This window comes from Pseudomonas sp. GW822-FHT06B12 (genome assembly GCF_058799675.1).
The window spans coordinates 370,437-391,237 of sequence record NZ_JBXALR010000005.1; the positions used below are offsets into that span (position 1 = coordinate 370,437).

General features: G+C 57.6%; 16 protein-coding genes. 10 read left to right on the plus strand and 6 right to left on the minus strand.

The genetic code is table 11. The features are described 5' to 3' along the window. Positions 1-8: 8 nt before the first annotated feature. Genes AC1RKH_RS14090 through AC1RKH_RS14100 form a run of 3 tightly spaced genes read left to right on the plus strand, consistent with a single transcriptional unit; the run spans position 9 to position 2,870 of the window. Positions 9-920: an ABC transporter permease subunit gene (locus AC1RKH_RS14090; protein WP_123424243.1), complete on the plus strand. Its 912-nt coding sequence runs from the start codon at positions 9-11 to the stop codon at positions 918-920. Positions 921-930: 10 nt separating this feature from the next. Next, complete coding sequence (locus tag AC1RKH_RS14095; RefSeq protein WP_493062485.1) at positions 931-1,899, plus strand: ABC transporter ATP-binding protein; 969 nt, start codon at positions 931-933, stop codon at positions 1,897-1,899. Next, the gene (locus AC1RKH_RS14100; RefSeq protein WP_123424242.1) at positions 1,899-2,870 is read left to right on the plus strand and encodes a peptide ABC transporter ATP-binding protein; all 972 of its coding nucleotides are present in this window, start codon (positions 1,899-1,901) and stop codon (positions 2,868-2,870) included. Before AC1RKH_RS14095 ends, AC1RKH_RS14100 begins: the two co-directional genes overlap by 1 nt. 120 nt (positions 2,871-2,990) lie before the next feature. Here the strand turns inward: AC1RKH_RS14100 and AC1RKH_RS14105 are convergent, their stop codons facing one another. Beyond that, positions 2,991-3,221, minus strand: coding sequence for a hypothetical protein (locus AC1RKH_RS14105; protein WP_493062486.1), 231 nt, complete (start codon positions 3,219-3,221; stop codon positions 2,991-2,993). Between the two features lie 323 nt (positions 3,222-3,544). Continuing rightward, complete coding sequence (locus tag AC1RKH_RS14110) at positions 3,545-5,128, minus strand: peptide chain release factor 3 (RefSeq protein ID WP_123424238.1); 1,584 nt, start codon at positions 5,126-5,128, stop codon at positions 3,545-3,547. 352 nt (positions 5,129-5,480) lie between these two features. On the opposite strand from AC1RKH_RS14110, the gene AC1RKH_RS14115 reads away from it, so the two are divergent. The 5 genes from AC1RKH_RS14115 to AC1RKH_RS14135 all read left to right on the plus strand — a co-directional run bounded on the left by AC1RKH_RS14115 (position 5,481) and on the right by AC1RKH_RS14135 (position 10,565). Further along, a complete protein-coding gene (locus AC1RKH_RS14115; protein ID WP_493062487.1) occupies positions 5,481-6,197 on the plus strand; it encodes an ABC transporter permease in 717 nt (238 codons plus the stop codon). A 23-nt stretch (positions 6,198-6,220) separates the two neighbouring features. Then, positions 6,221-7,114 (plus strand): glycine betaine ABC transporter substrate-binding protein, encoded by an 894-nt coding sequence (locus AC1RKH_RS14120; protein ID WP_493062488.1) that lies wholly within the window; start codon positions 6,221-6,223, stop codon positions 7,112-7,114. Positions 7,115-7,123: 9 nt separating this feature from the next. After that, on the plus strand, positions 7,124-7,777 hold the full coding sequence (locus AC1RKH_RS14125; protein WP_493062489.1) for an ABC transporter permease: 654 nt from the start codon (positions 7,124-7,126) through the stop codon (positions 7,775-7,777). Further along, entirely contained in the window at positions 7,774-8,931 is a 1,158-nt protein-coding gene (locus AC1RKH_RS14130) for an osmoprotectant ABC transporter ATP-binding protein OsmV (protein ID WP_493062490.1), read from the plus strand. Before AC1RKH_RS14125 ends, AC1RKH_RS14130 begins: the two co-directional genes overlap by 4 nt. Positions 8,932-9,401: 470 nt before the next feature. Continuing rightward, positions 9,402-10,565: a type III PLP-dependent enzyme gene (locus AC1RKH_RS14135; protein WP_123584808.1), complete on the plus strand. Its 1,164-nt coding sequence runs from the start codon at positions 9,402-9,404 to the stop codon at positions 10,563-10,565. A gap of 43 nt (positions 10,566-10,608) precedes the next feature. On the opposite strand, the gene AC1RKH_RS14140 is transcribed toward AC1RKH_RS14135, so the two are convergent. The 4 genes from AC1RKH_RS14140 to AC1RKH_RS14155 form a co-directional block, all read right to left on the minus strand. After that, positions 10,609-11,487 carry a hypothetical protein gene (locus AC1RKH_RS14140; RefSeq protein WP_493062491.1) on the minus strand — a complete coding sequence of 293 codons (879 nt, stop codon included), beginning with the start codon at positions 11,485-11,487 and terminating at the stop codon, positions 10,609-10,611. Between the two features lie 44 nt (positions 11,488-11,531). Continuing rightward, entirely contained in the window at positions 11,532-13,751 is a 2,220-nt protein-coding gene (locus tag AC1RKH_RS14145) for an alpha-xenorhabdolysin family binary toxin subunit A (RefSeq protein ID WP_493062492.1), read from the minus strand. Between the two features lie 366 nt (positions 13,752-14,117). After that, entirely contained in the window at positions 14,118-14,876 is a 759-nt protein-coding gene (locus AC1RKH_RS14150) for a tetratricopeptide repeat protein (protein WP_493062493.1), read from the minus strand. Further along, positions 14,877-15,557, minus strand: coding sequence for a Fe2+-dependent dioxygenase (locus AC1RKH_RS14155; protein WP_493062494.1), 681 nt, complete (start codon positions 15,555-15,557; stop codon positions 14,877-14,879). Positions 15,558-15,764: 207 nt separating this feature from the next. Here AC1RKH_RS14155 and AC1RKH_RS14160 point away from each other — a divergent pair, with 207 nt between their 5' ends. Beyond that, on the plus strand, positions 15,765-18,089 hold the full coding sequence (locus AC1RKH_RS14160; protein ID WP_493062495.1) for a TonB-dependent receptor: 2,325 nt from the start codon (positions 15,765-15,767) through the stop codon (positions 18,087-18,089). A gap of 144 nt (positions 18,090-18,233) precedes the next feature. Further along, a complete protein-coding gene (locus AC1RKH_RS14165; RefSeq protein ID WP_493062558.1) occupies positions 18,234-20,765 on the plus strand; it encodes a PepSY domain-containing protein in 2,532 nt (843 codons plus the stop codon). Positions 20,766-20,801 lie beyond the last annotated feature (36 nt).

Below are 20,801 nucleotides of genomic sequence, written 5' to 3' on the forward strand. Positions count from 1 at the left end.
CCCTACGAATGAGTACTCCAACGTCTACCGTAGCAGTCGATCAAAGCCTGCTTTACCCGTCCCCGTACAAAGAGTTCTGGCAAGCCTTCTCCAAGAACAAGGGTGCCGTTGCCGGCCTGTTCTTCATGCTGCTGGTTATTTTTTGCGCGATTTTCGCCCCATGGGTAGCTCCGCATAACCCGAGCGAGCAGTTCCGCGACTTCCTGCTGACCCCGCCAGCCTGGCTGGCAAATGGGCAGATGCAGTTCCTGCTCGGCACCGATGAACTGGGTCGCGACCTGCTGTCGCGTCTGATCCACGGTTCGCGCCTGTCCTTGTTGATCGGCCTGTCGTCGGTGGTCATGTCGCTGATTCCGGGGATCCTGCTGGGTCTGTTCGCCGGGTTCTTCCCGCGCCTGCTGGGCCCGACCATCATGCGTCTGATGGACATCATGCTGGCCCTGCCATCCCTGCTGCTGGCTGTGGCGATCGTCGCCATCCTCGGCCCTGGCCTGATCAACACCATTATCGCCATCGCCGTGGTTTCGTTGCCGTCCTATGTTCGTCTGACCCGCGCCGCGGTGATGGGCGAACTGAACCGCGACTACGTGACCGCCGCACGCCTGGCCGGTGCCGGTCTGCCACGTCTGATGTTCGTCACTGTGCTGCCCAACTGCATGGCACCACTGATCGTTCAGGCGACCCTGAGCTTCTCCTCGGCGATTCTCGATGCCGCGGCACTGGGCTTCCTCGGCCTTGGCGTACAACCGCCAACCCCTGAGTGGGGCACCATGCTGGCTTCGGCTCGCGACTACATCGAACGCGCCTGGTGGGTCGTCAGCCTGCCTGGTTTGACCATTTTGCTCAGCGTGCTGGCAATCAACTTGATGGGCGACGGCCTGCGCGATGCGCTGGACCCGAAACTCAAGAACGCCGCCTGAGGAGATTCAAATGTCACTGTTAGAAATCAAGAATCTCAACGTTCGCTTCGGCGACAAGAACGCCGTTCCGGTGGTCGATGGCCTCGACATTTCCGTGGACAAGGGCGAAGTCCTGGCCATCGTTGGCGAGTCGGGGTCCGGCAAGTCCGTGACCATGATGGCGCTGATGGGCCTGATCGAACATCCAGGGATCGTCACCGCTGACGCCCTGAATTTCGACGGCAAGAACATGCTCAAGCTCAGCAACCGTCAGCGTCGGCAAATCGTCGGCAAAGACCTGGCCATGGTCTTCCAGGACCCTATGACCGCACTGAACCCGAGCTATACCGTCGGTTTCCAGATCGAAGAAGTGCTACGTCTGCACCTGAAAATGTCCAGCAAGGCCGCCCGTAAGCGCGCCATCGAGCTGCTGGAAAAAGTCGAAATCCCGGGCGCCGCAAGCCGTATGGATGCCTACCCGCATCAACTGTCCGGCGGTATGAGCCAACGCGTGGCGATTGCCATGGCGATTGCCGGCGAACCGAAACTGCTGATCGCCGACGAACCGACCACAGCGTTGGACGTGACGATTCAGGCGCAGATCATGGACCTGCTGCTGGCGCTGCAAAAAGAGCAGAACATGGGTCTGGTGCTGATCACTCACGACCTCGCCGTGGTGGCCGAAACCGCTCAGCGCGTGTGCGTGATGTACGCCGGCCAAGCAGTAGAAGTCGGTCAGGTGCCGCAGTTATTCGACATCCCTGCGCACCCGTACAGCGAAGCGCTGCTCAAGGCCATTCCCGAGCACAGCCTGGGTTCCTCGCGCCTGGCCACGCTGCCGGGCATCGTTCCCGGCCGTTATGACCGTCCGCAAGGCTGCCTGCTGTCGCCGCGCTGCCCGTACGTGCAGGACCGCTGCCGTCAACAACGTCCAGGCCTGGACCCGAAAAGCAACAGCCTCGCCCGCTGCTTCTATCCTTTGAATCAGGAGGTGGCGTAATGGCCGTCGTTCTCACCGCCCGTGACCTGACCCGTCACTACGAAGTCTCCCGCGGCCTGTTCAAAGGCACCGCGCTGGTACGCGCACTCAATGGCGTGTCGTTCGAACTCGAAGCCGGCAAGACCCTCGCTGTTGTAGGCGAGTCCGGTTGCGGCAAGTCGACCCTGGCCCGTGCCCTGACGTTGATCGAAGAGCCGTCTTCGGGCTCGTTGAAAATCGCCGGGCAAGAAGTCACCGGTGCCAACAAGGCCGAACGCAAACAACTGCGCAAAGATGTGCAGATGGTCTTTCAGAGCCCTTACGCCTCGCTGAACCCACGGCAGAAAATCGGCGATCAGCTTGCAGAGCCATTATTGATCAACACCAAGCTTTCCGCGGCCGAGCGCCGTGAAAAAGTCCAGGCGATGATGAAACAGGTCGGCTTGCGTCCTGAGCACTACCAGCGTTATCCGCACATGTTCTCGGGCGGTCAGCGCCAGCGGATCGCCCTGGCACGCGCCATGATGCTGCAACCCAAAGTGCTGGTCGCGGACGAACCGACCTCGGCGCTGGACGTGTCAATCCAGGCTCAGGTGCTGAACCTGTTCATGGATCTTCAACAAGAGTTCAACACCGCCTACGTGTTCATCTCCCACAACCTGGCGGTGGTGCGTCACGTCGCCGACCAAGTGTTGGTGATGTACCTCGGCCGTCCGGTGGAAATGGGCCCGAAAGAAGACATCTACACCCGTCCTCTGCACCCGTACACCCAGGCCCTTCTGTCGGCCACACCGACGATCCACCCGGATCCGACCAAGCCGAAAATCAAGATCGTCGGCGAACTGCCGAACCCGCTGAACCCGCCGTCCGGCTGCGCTTTCCACAAGCGCTGCCCGTACGCCACTGAACGGTGCAGCAAAGAAGAGCCGGCCCTGCGCCAACTCGACAGCCGCCAGGTGGCCTGCCATTACGCCGAGCAATTCGTCGTCTAAGCCGGGCATGAAAAAGCGCCCTCTCGGGGCGCTTTCAATGTGTTAACCAAACCCCTCCTTCTCCGATTGCGCATCAGTCCGGAAAGAGGGGTTTTCTTTTGCCTGAATCCTTAAGAATCCTTAACCCTGGGTATCGTCTTCGGAATCGTCGGAGGACGGGTCCTCATCGCCTTTACTGTCACCCTGACTCTGATCACCAGTGGCGACCATCAAGCCACTGCCCTGCACACTTTTTGCGGCCCAAAAACCCTGGTCCTGCACCGCGCCGCTGCTCGCCCACGCTGCCGAAGTGCCCACCGACAGCAACACCAGCACTTTGATCAGTAACACCATGCGTTGAAAAATGCTCATAGCTGATTCCATCCTTTCGTAGGTGAATCACGGATAGCTGCGGATCGTAGTTCCAACGACCGCAGCGCTGTCTGAAATCTAGTCTGGATAGACGGGATTGACCAGATAGGACACTAACGATGGTCGCCAATTGCCTTTTGCCAAAAGACAGGTTTGGAATAATGGTTAGGCCAAAAAGCTATTTCGGCTGGATTGAAAATCAAAAGATCGCAGCCTTCGGATGTACGCACGTTTCGCAGGAGCTGCGGCACGCTGCGATCTTTTCTCTCATAAAAAAGCCCCGAAGCTTTCGCATCGGGGCTTTCGGCGTAGCTGTTCAGTGCTTAGTGATGCTCACGCGTCGCACGGAATTTCACGTCCGGCCAACGTTCTTCCATCAGCGCCAGATTGACCCGGGTCGGGGCCAGGTAGGTCAGGTGACCGCCGCCGTCAATCGCAAGGTTTTCCACAGCCTTGACGCTGAACTCTTCGAGCTTCTTCTTATCGCTGCAATCGATCCAGCGCGCAGAATAGACCGTGATCGGCTCGTAGGCGCATTCGACCTTGTATTCCTCTTTCAGGCGGCTGGCGACCACATCGAACTGCAGCACACCGACGGCGCCGAGGATGATGTCGTTGCTGCGTTCCGGGAAGAACACCTGGGTCGCGCCCTCTTCGGCCAGCTGCTGCAAGCCCTGGCGAAGTTGCTTGGATTTCAGCGGATCCTTCAGGCGTACGCGGCGGAACAGTTCCGGGGCGAAGTGCGGGATACCGGTGAAGCCCAGGGTTTCGCCTTCGGTGAAGGTGTCGCCGATCTGGATGGTGCCGTGGTTGTGCAGACCGATGATGTCGCCGGCAAACGCTTCTTCCAGTTGCTCACGCTCAGAGGAGAAGAAGGTCAGCGCATCACCGATCCGTACGTCCTTGCCGGTGCGCACGTGGCGCATCTTCATGCCTTTTTCGTACTTGCCGGAGCAGATACGCATGAAGGCAATGCGGTCGCGGTGTTTCGGGTCCATGTTCGCCTGGATCTTGAACACGAAACCGGCGAACTTCTCTTCCACCGGCTCCACGGTACGCTCGTTGGCGACACGGGCCAGCGGCTTCGGCGCCCAGTTGACCACGGCGTCGAGCACGTGATCGACCCCGAAGTTGCCCAATGCGGTACCGAAGAACACCGGGGTCAGTTGGCCGTCCATGAACTCTTGCTGATTGAATTCGTGGCAGGCGCCCTGCACCAGTTCCAGCTGTTCGACGAAGCGGTGGTACTCGTCACCCAAGTGCGCGCGGGCTTCATCGGAATCGAGCTTCTCGATGATTTTCACCTCGGTCCGCTCGTGGCCGTGGCCCGCGGTGTACACAATGATGTAGTCGTCGGCGAGGTGATACACGCCTTTGAAATCGCGGTAGCAACCGATCGGCCAGGTGATCGGCGCAGCCTTGATCTTCAGGACGGCTTCGATTTCGTCGAGCAGTTCGATCGGGTCGCGAATGTCGCGGTCGAGTTTGTTGATGAAGCTGACGATCGGCGTGTCACGTAGACGGCAAACGTCCATCAGGGCGATGGTCCGTGGCTCTACGCCCTTACCGCCGTCGAGAACCATCAATGCCGAGTCGACCGCCGTCAGGGTGCGGTAGGTGTCTTCGGAGAAGTCTTCGTGGCCCGGGGTGTCGAGCAGATTGATCATGTGATCGCGATACGGGAACTGCATGACCGACGTGGTAATGGAAATACCACGCTGCTTTTCCATTTCCATCCAGTCGGAGGTGGCATGGCGGTCGGATTTGCGAGACTTCACCGTACCAGCAATCGCAATCGCCTTGCCCATCAGCAAGAGCTTCTCGGTGATGGTGGTCTTACCCGCATCGGGGTGGGAAATAATGGCGAAAGTGCGGCGTTTCGCGACTTCGGCGGCCTGTTTGGTCATGGGAAATCGCCTGGCAGGTGATTCAAAAAAGGGCGGCGAGTATAGCTCAAAACGACATCTACGGACCACCGTTCGCCCTGTAGCAGCTGCCGAGAGGTGAGGCGGCCGGGGTGGCTAAATAGTGTCTAACGTGGGAACCTTTTAAACCGTGGAGGCGTCCACTCCCCTGTTACGACCTGTCGTCAGGGGCTGAAATATCAGCAAGTCAGCCTGACAAGGCTGCGCTTATGGCTCGATCCGATGCCGTTTTACCGGTATTGAACGAGCTGCTTTTCGCGATCATTTTTCGGCAGCCAGGCATGGCGTTGCCACACGAAAAACTGTTCGCCGACTGAAATAAAGGAGTCCGCCTGTGGCTATTCGCTATGGCAAAGGGCTGACAGGAGGAGCGGTTGTCGTCGCCCTTCTGGCCCTGCTGATCCACTGGATCGGCATCAACACGATCGAACTGTACCGCGACGATTTGTTGTTTTACCTGCAAGCTCATCTGATTCTAGTCCTCGCTTCCATGCTGGCCGCCCTCGTTGTGGGCATCCCCGCCGGTATCTTCCTCAGCCGCCCGACCATGGTCGGACGCGCCGAACGCTTCATGCAACTCTTCAACATCGGCAACACTGTCCCGCCTCTCGCCGTACTGGCCATTGCCCTGGGGATTCTCGGGATCGGCAGCGGCCCTGCGATCTTCGCGTTGTTCCTCGCGTCCCTGTTGCCCATCGTGCGCAACACCTACGAAGGCCTGAAAAACGTTCAGGGTTCACTCAAGGAAGCGGCCGTCGGCATCGGCATGACCCCGAGTCAGGTGCTCTGGCGGGTCGAACTGCCGAACGCCGTGCCGATCATCATCGGCGGCGTGCGCGTGGCATTGGCGATCAATGTCGGCACCGCACCGCTGGCGTTCCTGATCGGCGCCAATAGCCTGGGCAGCCTGATTTTCCCCGGCATTGCCTTGAACAATCAGCCGCAACTGATACTCGGCGCAGTCTGCACCGCCCTGCTGGCATTGCTGCTCGACGGTCTGGTGACACTGGCCAGCCGCCTCTGGCTGGAACGCGGTTTACCTCAGTCCTAATCCGGCTGAGCGAAGGAATAATCATGAAGACATTTAGCTTGTTACTAGGCTGCGTCCTGCTGTGCGCAGGATTTGCCCAAGCCGCCGAAAAGCCGCTGATTCGCATCGGTGCCCGGGTGTTCACCGAACAAACCCTGCTCGCGGAAATCACCTCCCAATACCTGCGCACCCAGGGTTACGACGTCCAGGTGACGGGAGGTCTGGGCAGCAGTCTGGCCCGCAGTGCCCATGAAAACGGCCAACTGGACCTGATGTGGGAATACACCGGCGTGTCGCTGGTGGCCTACAACCATGTCACTGAGAAGCTCGACAGCGAACAGTCCTACGCGCGGGTCAAGGAACTCGACGCAAAAAAGGGGCTGGTCTGGCTCGCTCCGTCGAAATTCAGCAACACGTATGCACTCGCGTTGCCGAAGAACGTTGCCGATGAGTATCCGCAAATCAACAGCATCAGCGACTTGAACAACGTGCTCAGCGCTGAGGCAAAGACCAACCACCTGGTGGCGCTGGACACCGAGTTCGCCAACCGTTCCGACGGCCTCAAAGGCATGGTCAAGCTCTACGGCATGAACCTGACCCGCAACAACATCCGCCAGATGGACGCCGGGCTGGTCTACACGGCGCTGCGCAATGGCCAGGTATTTGCCGGCCTGGTCTACACCACCGACGGGCGCTTGAACGCCTTCAAGCTGAAACTGCTGGAAGACGACAAGCATTACTTCCCGGACTACACCGCCGCGCCAGTCGTGCGTCAAACCTACCTCGACGCCCACCCGCAATTGGCCGAACAACTCAAACCGCTGGCCCAACTGTTCGACGACCAAACCATGCGCCAGCTCAATGCGCGGGTCGACGTCGACCACGAAAGCCCTTCCGCCGTGGCCGCAGATTTCTTGCGCCAGCACCCCATCAACTGAGGAAAAGCCATGGAATTTCTCAACGCCTTTTCCCACCTGGACTGGCCACTCGTCCTGCACCTGACCTGGCAACACATCACCCTGGTCGGCATTGCCGTGACTCTGGCAATTGTGGTCGGTGTGCCGCTGGGCATTCTGATGACACGCTTCCCAGCGCTGGCCGGTCCTCTGCAAGCCAGCGCCACGGTGCTGCTGACCATTCCGTCGATTGCGCTGTTCGGTCTGCTGCTGCCGTTCTACTCGAAATTCGGCCAGGGCCTGGGGCCGATGCCGGCGATCACCGCGGTGTTTCTGTATTCCCTGCTACCCATCATGCGTAACACCTACCTGGCGCTGACTGGCGTCGAACCCGGTATTCGCGAAGCCGCGCGCGGTATCGGCATGACCTTCGGCCAGCGCCTGCGCAGGGTCGAGTTGCCGATTGCGGTGCCGGTGATCCTCGCGGGTGTACGCACCGCCGTGGTGATGAACATTGGGGTGATGACCATCGCCGCAACCATTGGCGCCGGTGGTCTGGGCGTACTCATCCTCGCTGCCATCAGCCGCAGCGACATGTCGATGCTGATCGTCGGTGCAGTGCTGGTCAGTCTTCTGGCGATCTTCGCCGACCTGCTTCTGCAATGGCTGCAACGCTCGCTGACTCCAAAAGGATTACTCAAATGATCGAACTTCAAAACCTCAGTAAAACCTTTCACAGCAACGGCAAAGACATCAAAGCCGTGGACTCGGTAAACCTGACCGTCAATGAAGGCGAGATTTGCGTGTTCCTCGGGCCATCGGGTTGCGGCAAGAGCACCACGCTGAAGATGATCAACCGGTTGATCAAACCGACCTCGGGCAAGATCCTGATCAACGGCGAAGACACCACTGACCTGGACGCCGTAACCCTGCGCCGCAACATCGGTTATGTGATCCAGCAGATCGGTCTGTTTCCGAACATGACCATCGAGGAAAACATCACCATCGTTCCGCGCCTGCTCGGCTGGGACAAACAGCAATGCCACGACCGCGCCCGCGAGTTGATGAGCATGATCAAGCTGGAACCCAAGCAGTATCTGAGTCGCTACCCGCGTGAGCTGTCCGGTGGTCAGCAACAGCGGATCGGTGTGATCCGCGCTCTGGCCGCAGACGCCCCACTGCTGTTGATGGATGAACCGTTCGGCGCGGTCGACCCGATCAACCGCGAGATGATCCAGAACGAGTTCTTCGAGATGCAACGGGCATTGGGCAAGACCGTGATCATGGTCAGCCACGACATCGACGAAGCGATCAAGCTCGGCGACAAGATCGCGATCTTCCGTGGCGGCAAGCTGATCCAGATCGACCACCCGGACACCCTGCTCGCGCACCCGGCGGATGACTTTGTCAGCAACTTCGTCGGTCAGGACAGCACGCTCAAGCGCCTGCTGCTGGTCAAGGCCGAAGACGCGGCGGACAACGCACCGTCGGTCAGCCCGGAAACACCGGTGGCCGAAGCGCTGGAGTTGATGGACGAACTCGACCGCCGCTACGTGGTGGTCACCTGCGCCGACAACAAGGCCCTGGGCTACGTGCGCCGCCGCGATCTGCATCGTCAGACCGGCACCTGCGCGCAATACCTGCGCGAGTTCAACGCCACGGCGGCCTATGACGAGCACTTGCGGATCCTGCTGTCGCGCATGTACGAGTTCAACCGCTCGTGGCTGCCGGTGATGGACGCCGAGCGGGTGTTCCTCGGTGAAGTCACGCAGGAGTCGATTGCCGAGTACTTGAGTTCCGGGCGTTCGCGTGGCGGCAAGACCAGCATTGTGTCGCCTGCCGAAGTAGCGTTGGCCTGACGGACGCCATCGCGAGCAAGCTCGCTCCCACAGGAGATGTGTGTTGATGCACAGATTGCATGCACACCACAGATCCAGTGTGGGAGCGAGCTTGCTCGCGATTAGGGGCACCACAACTCTCACCGAAACACCCAAAATATCCCTCCAACGGGAACATCACACTGTCATCCAGGTCGGTTACACAAGTGACTGACCAGGACCGCACGACGGAAGCGTGCAAAAACGCGACATTTTTTGTTGATCTCAAGCCGCTCAAGTCCTAAAGTTCGCGCCGAACGTCCATGCTGGAAACGATCCATCCGGCTCAAGTACTGACGACGAGACAGCAAGGTCACCCGCGGCGCAGCGCCAGGTTGACCTTTTTGCTTTCGGCGACATGCCTTGGGAAGTAGGCGAACCAAAGTGGGGATACGGAGGACGTTCATTTGCACCCATTGTTTTTACCCGTTTGCCATTAGGAGCTCCCAAGTATGTCGATCAATGTCGAAGACTATTTCGCGCGTGAAACCTTTCAGAAAATGAAGGCTTTCGCCGACAAGCAAGAAACCCCGTTCGTGGTTATCGACACCGCGATGATCGCCCAGGCCTATGACGACCTGCGCGCCGGTTTCGAATTTGCCAAGGTTTACTACGCGGTCAAGGCCAACCCGGCCGTCGAGATCATCGACCTGCTGAAAGAGAAAGGTTCGAGCTTCGACATCGCCTCGATTTACGAGCTGGACAAGGTGCTGGGTCGCGGCGTGACTCCGGACCGCATCAGCTACGGCAACACCATCAAGAAATCCAAGGACATTCGCTACTTCTTCGAGAAGGGCGTGCGCCTGTATGCCACCGACTCCGAAGCCGACCTGCGCAACATCGCCAAGGCTGCACCGGGTTCGAAAGTCTATGTGCGTATCCTGACCGAAGGCTCGACCACCGCCGATTGGCCTTTGTCGCGTAAATTCGGCTGCCAGACCGACATGGCCATGGACCTGCTGATCCTCGCTCGCGATCTGGGCCTGGTGCCTTACGGCATCTCCTTCCACGTTGGCTCGCAGCAGCGCGACATCAGCGTCTGGGACGCGGCAATCGCCAAGGTCAAAGTGATCTTCGAGCGTCTGAAAGAAGAAGACGGCATCCACCTCAAGCTGATCAACATGGGCGGCGGCTTCCCGGCCAACTACATCACCCGCACCAACAGCCTGGAAACCTACGCCGAAGAAATCATCCGTTTCCTCAAGGAAGACTTCGGTGACGACCTGCCGGAAATCATCCTTGAGCCAGGCCGTTCGCTGATCGCCAACGCCGGCATCCTGGTCAGCGAAGTGGTATTGGTCGCGCGCAAATCCCGCACTGCCGTCGAGCGCTGGGTGTACACGGATGTGGGCAAGTTCTCCGGCCTGATCGAAACCATGGACGAAGCCATCAAGTTCCCGATCTGGACCGAAAAGAAAGGCGAGATGGAAGAAGTGGTGATTGCCGGCCCAACCTGCGACAGCGCCGATATCATGTACGAAAACTACAAGTACGGCCTGCCATTGAACCTGGCCATCGGTGACCGCCTGTACTGGCTGTCCACTGGCGCGTACACCACCAGCTACAGCGCTGTTGAGTTCAATGGCTTCCCGCCGTTGAAGTCGTTTTACGTATAAGCGATACCGTAAAAAAAGGCCCATGAAAACATGGGCCTTTTTTTTATTTACGTAGCCATGCTTCCAAGTGACTCATCATTGCCATACCTTCATTAGCGCCCTCCATAGCAGCGCCCAGCTTGAAATTTAATTCGCCGAGTCTGGATACACCCTTTGCTCGCAAGAGCTCATTGATTGCACCATCGATACGTTGATAGAGCTCTTCAATGAACAGCCCCATCTGCGAGCTCACAGAAACGAATCCATGGAATAACGCTGCAATATCGGCCTTATATTCTGCCGCCCTGACCGAAGCATCCCTGGAAGAATAATTGATGTCCCAGGCAGGTGTAGTGTCAGACTCGCGAAACAACTCCTGCACGACAGTCGGCGTTGAATGGCAAAGACAGGATCGATGGTCCATTGCACTCGTGAATACCGACTTGAGTCCAAATGACTCGTTATACGTTTCGACGATTGTATACTTCAGTTGTCGTACTGCAGATCTCAGATCATAAAATCGAAGCGCCAACTCGTGAATCAAGTCCGGTACATTTTTGGGCGGAAACAACTTCCAGATCGTGGATCTGGACAAACTGTACAACTGGAAATCCACTTGGCCAACCGGTTCATTCCTGGAGGTCTTCCCGGTTAATTCCAAAGACTCTCGAGTGAACGTTTCGAGGTCTTCAACATAATCTTTGTATAGACGCCAGGCTTCTTCAGTACGCCCCCAAAATTCTTGCAGATATCGTTCATTAAACTGAGCATTGCTCAAACGCGAATCCTTGGCCAGAACCGCAAGTTGATGGCCGCTCCTTCTACGGCGCTCAAACACAACCGGTATACCGTTGAATGTCGGGTGCAGGGAAGCAAGGAAATGGGTGTAACGATCTAACACGCGCCGCTGCGCCACCGTAAACTCATATACACGTGTATTCATACTCCCTCTTGGGGAGGTGGGCGTACACCCACCTCCCCGACTCCTTATTGTTGATGAATGGACTTCAGGTATTTAATAGTGTCTACGATCCGGGCGATCGCCGTCTCCGTCCGCTCTTCGACGGGCAGCGACGTGTCTTGCTTGAAGTCGCGGGTGAGCTTTTCAAAGTCGCCAATCAGATTCGAGAATTCATTCACGTATCCCCAGCGCTCATCGTCCAGCTTGTCCAGCGTCATTACCAATTCAATCTTCCCATCAACCTGGGCGATATCTTTGGTGTGTTTTTGCAACTGCACCCTCAGGTCACCCGCTCTCTCCGTGAGACGGCTGTACGCCGCCAGCATGTTGAGATAAGAAATGGCCTCCCCAATACCAGAGATCAATTTTTTAAGCGTATCAATGGCCAACAAGGCGATTTGAATTTGCGGCGGCGCCAAGCCCAGGGCTTTCAAATTTTCCAGCGATAACTTCGCCTCCTCACCGATTTTTTCGACACCGGCTTTTCCGATCAAGTCAATCGCTTCGGAAACGGACTTCATCTGCTCGCTCAGTTCAGCTAGCTTTTCATCGGCTTTAATCTTGAGTTCTTCAGTAAATGCCCGATCCTGCTGCAGTGTAACGACCCATCCTTGCGAGGCGTCCCTGTCATAGGGGACGCTAACACTCTTATGAATACTTTTTAAATCTTCCGCTTGTGCGGATATTTTATTGAATACATTTTTGAGCTCCGCCTCCATATCCTCATGAACCTCCTCCACATCGTCCGGATAATCCAGCTCCGCCTGATAGGCTTTGAGTTTTTTCTCGGCACGCTCCAAATGGATGTGGGTTGTCTGAGCCTGATTACGCAGTTCGAATGTTGTCCTGTTGATAGCGAGCGTCAGATCATTCATGACTCCGACTGTGCCGGGCAGGTAATCGAATTGTTCGAAGAGCATTTGCGCAGACGTGTTCGTTCGTTGCACCCCGGCATTATGACCACGCAAGCTCTCCATATTGAAAGCGGCGTGATACGAATCATTAAATAGCAAACTCATGACCATCTTGCTCCAAAAATCTAAAGAATTACCCGCATGCTCCTTATCAGCCTCTGCGAACACAGCAAGCAATTGATCCGAGCTCACCTTTATTTGCTCCCACGGAGCAACGATACTGATTATCTGATTTTTAAACCGTCTCAAAGAAGTCGCTTCATCCAGCATATCGACCTCTTTTACGGAGGCAGTGATGTAGGTACTCAATGCATTCCACACCAACATAAGATTTTGAGTCGCGACCTCAGCTTCGATTGCAACGTAACTCAGGTTTTGAAGATCATCACGCACCTTGTTCAAGGAACTCAGCGTCTGGTTTTTGCTGGCCATAATTTGATTAGCGGCTTTTTGCAATTCCTTCAGTTTATTACGTTGACTGCGTATCTGCTCAGCCTTGACACCCTGATAGATGCCGAGAATCAACCCGCCAATATTGAGGGTCGCTGCCGCCTTAATCGCTTCCTGAACCAGTTGATCATATTGTTTGTTGAGTTCGTCTATTTCCGCCGAGCGCTGATCGATCTCTTTTTGCAGAACTTTAATATCGGCCTGATACGTATTCCTTGAAACAAATTCCAATCTCAGCTTTATTTCCGGCAGTACTTTCTCGCGCATGTCGGTGCCAAAACTGTCCAATTGTTTTCTGACACGCTCGGCCTTTTCATGGCATTGCCTGACCTTCGCCAGCAAGTCATTGAGGTAGTCCTTGATTTCCGGAACATCTCCCGGAGGCAAAGCAAGATCGGGAAGATCCGGAATCCGGAGTTTCAGCTTCAGGTACTCCTCCGGCGTATTGATATCATAATCATCCAGGTATTTCGACGCTTTGAGGTCGTCATAAACCTCTACAATTCCGTTACCCGTCCGGATAATGCTGCCGGCAAAAATCTTGAGGTCGGTGCCTGTCAGCATTATTTGCTCGCGCAATGGCGACCAGCGCTTGGCATGGTTATATGTCGTGGTGAATGTGTGTAGAAAATCACTGGCAGTAAGCCCCGTGCCGCCCCCATCACCCACACCATAATTTAAATAGGCAACGACATCTGATAGCTTAACGGGAAGAGACAGACCTAAGGTTTCATACTTCCTTAAACTGATGATCTGCTCTTTGGTCAACTGCATTCCGGGTTCCCGGTTGTATTCCCCACCCTCACCCAGCGATGCGTTTACAAATACCAGGGGCGCTTTGGCCGCGGCCTCGACCACCTTGTTATCGGTTTTTAGCTCCATCAGAGACTCCTTGTCTTCTTCGGAATTTAATTTAAGTTCACTTTATTCACGACGCTAATTAGCCGGTTCCTCCGAGCCAATACGCACATCGCGAACACCCACCTTAGTTCACCGCAACGAACACCAACAAGCCTATAAATATTAAAATTCAAGACAACCAATACAACGATCGAATTTCAACTCAGGGCAATTGAATTCGTTTAACGACGCCGACTCAGTTAAGTTAGCGACAACCGCAGGCTTATCGCCAAACATTACGCACAGCCGACGACTGCGTTAACCTGTTCGGGTAACGCTCTCTATCGTGCAATATTCTTGATAAAGCGAAATTTCGCTACCCAGACAGTGAGTAGCAACCCTCTACCGTTAAAACGCAAGCACCTGAGATAGCCGCTGCCGATAAGCATCAGCCATCCCGCGGATGTGTGGATGATTTGCGCTGAGCAATGATTCAATGCTCACCCGCAAGAAGCTCACGTTTCCCCCGGCCAGTGCCTTGCGCAACCAGCCCAGCGCATCTTCGATCCGCCCTTCATCGGCCAGTATTGCTGCATAACTGAACTGACCACGAAAATCCCCACCCTCGGCCGAGCGTCGATACCATTCCCGAGCCGCAAACTGATCCTGCGGGCAGTGATGTCCCTCTTCCAGATAGCGACCCAACAAGTTCATGGATTTGGCGTGGCCCTGCTCTGCGGCGTGACGATACAACGCCAGGGCTTGCGCTTGGTTCTCTGTTATCCCGCGTCCGGTGGCGAGCAGGTTGGCAAGGTTGTACATCGCCCAATCCAGCCCCGCTAGCGCCGCCATCCGGTAATGCCGCGCAGCCACTGAAGCATCCGCTGCACAGCCCCAGCCATGTTCAAGGCAACGACCCAGCATGTTGCGCGCCATCAGGTGCCCCTGACCGGCAGCGATTCCAAACCAGCGTACGGCCAGCGGTTGATCCTGGGCGATGCCCCGGCCGTCGAGCAGGATCTGCCCAAGCAACGCTTGCGCCTCAACCTCACCCTCGCCAGCCGCCAGCAGAATCGCCTGTGCCGCACGGGCCGGGCTTTCTTCGAGCATGGCGCTGAGCCGCTCGCCGTCGAGGACTTCCTCGCGGTGCAAACGAAAGTCCGTCACTTACACCTCGACCCAACGGCGCAGCAGGTTGTGATAGGTGCCGGTCAGGCGGATCAACGACGGATGATCCGGCAGGTCCTGAGTCAATTGCTGGATCGCCTCGTCCATCTCGAACAGCAAGGCGCGCTGGCTATCTTCGCGAACCAGGCTTTGGGTCCAGAAGAACGAGGCATAACGTGTACCGCGAGTGACTGCGTTGACCTTGTGCAGGCTAGTGCCTGGATAGAGCACCAGATCGCCGGCCGGCAATTTCACTCGTTGGGTACCGAAGGTGTCCTGAATTTCCAGCTCGCCACCGTCGTACTCGTCCGGGTCGCTGAAGAACAACGTGGACGACAGGTCGGTGCGAACGCGCTCGATGCTGCCCTTGGGCTGACGCACGGCGTTGTCGATATGAAAATCGAAACTACCACCTGCGGTGTAGCAGTTGAGCAGCGGTGGGAAGACTTTGTGCGGTAACGCCGCTGACATGAATCGAGGATGTTTCCACAACCGCTCAAGCATCGCCGCGCCGATTTCCTGGGCCAGCGGGTGGCCTTCCGGCAACTGCAAGTTGTGCTTGGCCTTGGCCGATTGAAAGCCTGCGGTGATCTTGCCATCCGCCCAGTCAGCCTGCTCCAGAGCCTCGCGAATGCGCTGCACCTCTTCACGGGAGAACAAGCCGGGAATATGCAGCAGCATGGGGCGATACCTGAGGGCAAAGGGACGCCAATGGTATTGATTCTTATTGACTATGTAAAATCGGCATGACGAACGAGTCCGCAAAAACCGTAAGGAAAAATTGTAAAGAATGTAAATTTGATGCAAATAGCAATATATCTCAATTGATACAAATACGTGTTTACCCTATATTCCGCGGCCTCAAATCCTTGGGGAGGGGAATTCACAATGTCACGCCAGCTACCACAATCAACGGTCAGTTCACCGCGTTTACTCGCTTCTGCAATGGGTGTGGCAATCACTGCCAGCTCTGCAGCACACATGGTATTCGCCGCAGAAAAGACTGACGAAAAAGCGCCGCGCAATGCGATTTCCCTGGATGCCACCAGCGTTACCGGTGAAGCCCAGGACTCAACCTCCTACCAGGTCGAAAAAGCTTCTTCGCCCAAGTACACCGCGCCGCTGATTGATACCCCGCGTTCGGTGACCGTGATTCCACAACAGGTCCTCAAGGACACTGGCGCCCTCAACATGCAGGATGCGCTGCGCACTGTTCCAGGCATCACTTTCGGTGCCGGTGAAGGCGGCAACCCGCAAGGCGATCGTCCGTTCATTCGCGGCTTCGACGCTCAGGGTGATACGTACCTGGATGGCGTGCGTGACACCGGCTCCCAGAGCCGTGAAATCTTTGCCGTTGAGTCGATCGAAGTCAGCAAAGGCCCGAACTCCGCGATTGGCGGTCGTGGCGCAGCCGGTGGCAGCATCAACCTGGTCAGCAAAAAAGCGCACTTGGGCGATTCATTCGACGGTGGCTTCACCTGGGGCTCGGACCAGACCCAGCGCTACACCCTGGACAGCAACTACCAGTTCAGCGATACCGCCGCTGGCCGCCTGAACCTGTTGAGCCACGAAAGCAACGTCGCCGGCCGCGACAAAGTCGACTACGACCGTTGGGGCATCGCGCCCTCGCTGGCCTTCGGCCTGGGCACCGACACCCGCGTCAACCTCGACTACTACCATCTGCAAAGCAATGACCTGCCGGATTCGGGTATTCCGTACACCGTACCCGCTTCGGGCAAGACCGCTGATCGCACCAAGAGCAACCCGGACAAACCTTACGCTGGCGGCGACAGCAGCAACTTCTATGGCTTGACCGACCGCGACTTCCGCAAGACCCGTACTGACACCGCGACCTTCGCCATCGAGCACGACCTGACCGACGCGCTGACCATCAAGAACACCCTGCGCCACGGCACCAGCATGCAGGATTACATCCTGACCCAGCCGGACGACAGCAAGGGTAACGTGAACAACGGCAGCGTCTGGCGTCGTGCCAACACCCGTGTCAGCAACGTGGCGACCACCACCAACCAGACCGATCTGTTTGGCAACTTCTACATCGCCGGCTTCAAGAACAGCTTCTCCACCGGTGTCGAGTTCACCCGTGAAGAAGGCGAGAAGTCCTCGTACAACGTGAATACCGATACCACGCCGGGATCGCCCGCTACATCGAGCAGCAACTGCACGCCGTCGATGATCGGCGCGTCCAGCGGCTACAACTGCACCTCGTTGGCCAACCCGAACCCGAATGATCCGTGGAACGGCGCGATTTCACGCAACTACGCCGGCACTGACACCACCGCCAACACCCGTGCCCTGTACGTGTTCGACACCCTGGAACTGTCGCCGCAATGGCTGGTGAACATGGGCCTGCGTTACGACCACTTCGACACCCGATACAAGACCTTCACTGCGGCAGGTGCCACCACTGCCAAAGGCGCTGACACCAGCGAGTTCGTCACCGGTCAGTTGGGCGTCGTTTACAAACCGGCTGAAAACGGCAGCATCTATGCGTCCTACGCAACCTCGGCCACACCACCGGGCAACACCCTGGGCGAAGGCATGGACGGCAACCCGCTGTCGGGGACCACGGATCGCAACGGCAACCTGCTGAGCAGCGACATGGAGCCGGAAACCACCAAGAACTACGAAGTCGGCACCAAGTGGGACCTGCTCAACGATCGTCTGTCGTTGACCGCCGCCCTGTTCCGTACCGAGAAAGAGAATGCACGCGTACAGGTTGATACCACTTCCTACGCAAACGCCGGCAAAACCCGCGTTCAAGGTATCGAACTGTCGGCAAACGGCAAGATCACTGACAAATGGCAAGTCTTCGCCGGCTACGCCTACATGGACAGCGAGCAAGTCGATGGCGGCCCGCTGAACCACGCCACCGATGGCAACCAATTGCCTAACACCCCGAAAAACAGCGCCAGCCTGTGGACGACTTACAACGTCACGCCGAAGCTGACCCTGGGTGGCGGTGCGTTCTACGTCGATGACGTGTTCGGCAGTGTGGCCAACACCACCATGGTCAATTCCTACGTTCGTTACGACGCGATGGCCAGCTACAAGTTGAGCAAAAACGTCGACCTGCAACTGAACCTGCAAAACCTGACCGACGTGACCTACTACGACAAAGCCTTCGCGACTCACTTCGCCAACCAGGCGCCGGGCCGCACGGCATTGCTGAGCACCAACTTCCACTTCTGATAAAGAACGAAGTCGCCGAGCCCCGCCCATTCAGGTGAGCGGGGCTTTTGTGTGTAAAAAGGAATGTTTCTCGACAACTCACGGCATAATGCGCGCCTTGAGATTTTATTGAACAAACAGTTTCAGACGAACAAGGCGGTCGACGTGTTGAAGAAAACCCTGTTCCAGCTGCATTGGTTCTTCGGCATCAGCGCGGGTCTGGTGCTGGCCTTGATGGGCATTACCGGTGCGGCGGTGTCGTTTCAGGATGAGATCCTGCGGGCGCTGAACCCGCAGGTCCTGCAGGTTGAGAAGCAGGTCGCCGGCGTGCTGCCGCCGGCCGATCTGGTGGCCAGGGTCGAAGCCACTGAAGGCAAGAAAGTCGCGATGCTCTGGGTCGAAACCGAGAGCGGCTTTGCTGCACGCGTGTTCTTCACCCCGCCGCCGGGCGAGCGCCGTGGCCAGATGCGCTACGTCGATCCGTACACCGGCGATTACATGGGCGACGCCGTCGGCCAGGATTTCTTTGGTCTGATGCTGCAACTGCACCGTTTTCTGGCGATGGGCGACACCGGCCGGCAAATCACCGGTGCCTGCACACTGATTCTGATTTTCTTCTGCCTGTCCGGGCTCTACCTGCGCTGGCCGCGTCAGGTCGCGAGTTGGCGTGCCTGGCTGACCCTCGACTGGGCGAAGAAAGGTCGCAGCTTCAACTGGGATTTGCACTCGGTCGCCGGTACCTGGTGCTTGCTGGTGTATTTGCTGGCAGCGCTGACCGGGTTGTCCTGGTCCTATGAATGGTACAACAAGGGCCTGAGCAAACTGTTGTCCGACGCGCCGCAAAACGAGCGCGTCAGGCAGGGTCGTGGTGCCCCGCCACCGGCCGGCCCCGCGCCGACCGCCGATTACAACGCGATCTGGAGCAGTATCTACAGCACCGCCGGCCCAGGCCTGAGCGCCTACAACGTGCGCATGCCACCGGTGGCCGGACAACCGGCGACCGTGTTCTATCTGTTGAAAAACTCGCCCCACGACCGGGCGCTGAACCAGATCACCCTCGACCCGGCCACCGGTGTTATCAGCCGCCATGACCGTTACAGCGACAAGAGCTTCAAGGCGCAACTGCTGACCAGTATCTACGCGCTGCACGTCGGCAGTTATTTCGGCCTCGTCGGGCGAATTGTGCTGATGCTCGCGGCGCTGAGCATGCCGCTGTTTTTCATCACCGGTTGGTTGCTGTACCTGGATCGTCGGCGCAAGAAACATCAGATCAAAAACGCCCGTAAGGACCTGGTGCACACCACCAGCGATACCCCGGCATGGCTGATCGGTTTCGCCAGCCAGAGCGGTTTTGCCGAACAGTTGGCCTGGCAGACCGCCAGCCAGTTGCAAGCTGCCGGGTTGCCGGTAAAGGTTCAACCGCTGGCGGCTGTGAGCGAGCAGGATCTGCATGAGTCGAGCAACGCGCTGTTTGTGGTCAGCACCTTTGGCGACGGCGAAGCACCGGACAGCGCCCGTGGTTTCGAGCGCAAGGTGCTCGGTCGGGCTCTGAGCCTTTCGAGCCTGAACTACGCGGTGCTTGGCCTCGGTGATCGGCAGTATCAACACTTCTGCGGCTTCGCCAAACGCCTGCACACCTGGCTAGCGGAACACGGTGGCACCACGCTGTTTGCCCCGGTGGAAGTCGACAGCGGCGACCCTTACGCCCTGCGCCATTGGCAACAGCAACTCGGTCAACTGACCGGACAGCCGCCAGTCGATACCTGGAAAGCCCCCAGCTACAGCAACTGGACCTTGAGCAAGCGTGAACTGCTCAACCCCGACAGCAGCGGCGCCGACGTTTACCTGCTGGGCCTGACGGCGCCCGACACCAGCAGTTGGCTGGCCGGCGACCTGGTTGAAGTGCTGCCGCGCAACTGCCGGGGAGCGATTGAACAGTTCCTTGAAGGGCTGGGCATCGCCGGCAACAGTCGGGTGCAACTCGATGGCTTGCAGGAACCCCTGGAACACGCCTTGGCCAGCCGTCAGTTGCCGGAGAATCGTGTGCATCTGGTCGGCTTGCACGCTCAGGCGTTGGTCGACGCGCTGGTGCCATTGGCCATGCGCGAATACTCGATCGCCTCGATTGCCGCCGACGGCGTGCTCGAACTGCTGGTGCGTCAGGAATGTCATGCGGATGGCAATCTGGGCGTCGGCTCCGGCTGGCTGACCGAATACGCGCAACTCGGTGGCGCCATCAGTCTGCGGGTGCGGCGCAACAGCGGTTTCCATCTACCGACAACGCCCGTGCCGATGATTCTGCTGGGCAACGGCACCGGGCTGGCAGGCCTGCGCAGCTTGCTCAAGGCGCGAATAGCCGAGGGCCAGACACGCAACTGGCTGCTGTTCGGTGAACGCAATCGCGAGCATGACTTCCTCTGCGGTGATGAACTGGTGGAATGGTTGATCGCCGGAGACCTGGAGCGCCTGGATCTGGCGTTTTCGCGGGATCAGGCCGAGAAGATCTACGTTCAGGATCGCCTGCGCCAAAGAGCCATCGAGCTGAAAAAGTGGTTGGCGGACGGTGCATCGATCTACATCTGCGGCAGCCTGAAAGGGATGGCCTCGGGGGTGGATCAGGTGCTCAACGAGGTGCTCGGTGTTGATGAAGTCGAGCGGTTGATCGAGCAAGGCCGCTACCGACGCGACGTTTACTGACAACACAAACCCAATGTGGGAGCGAGCTTGCTCGCG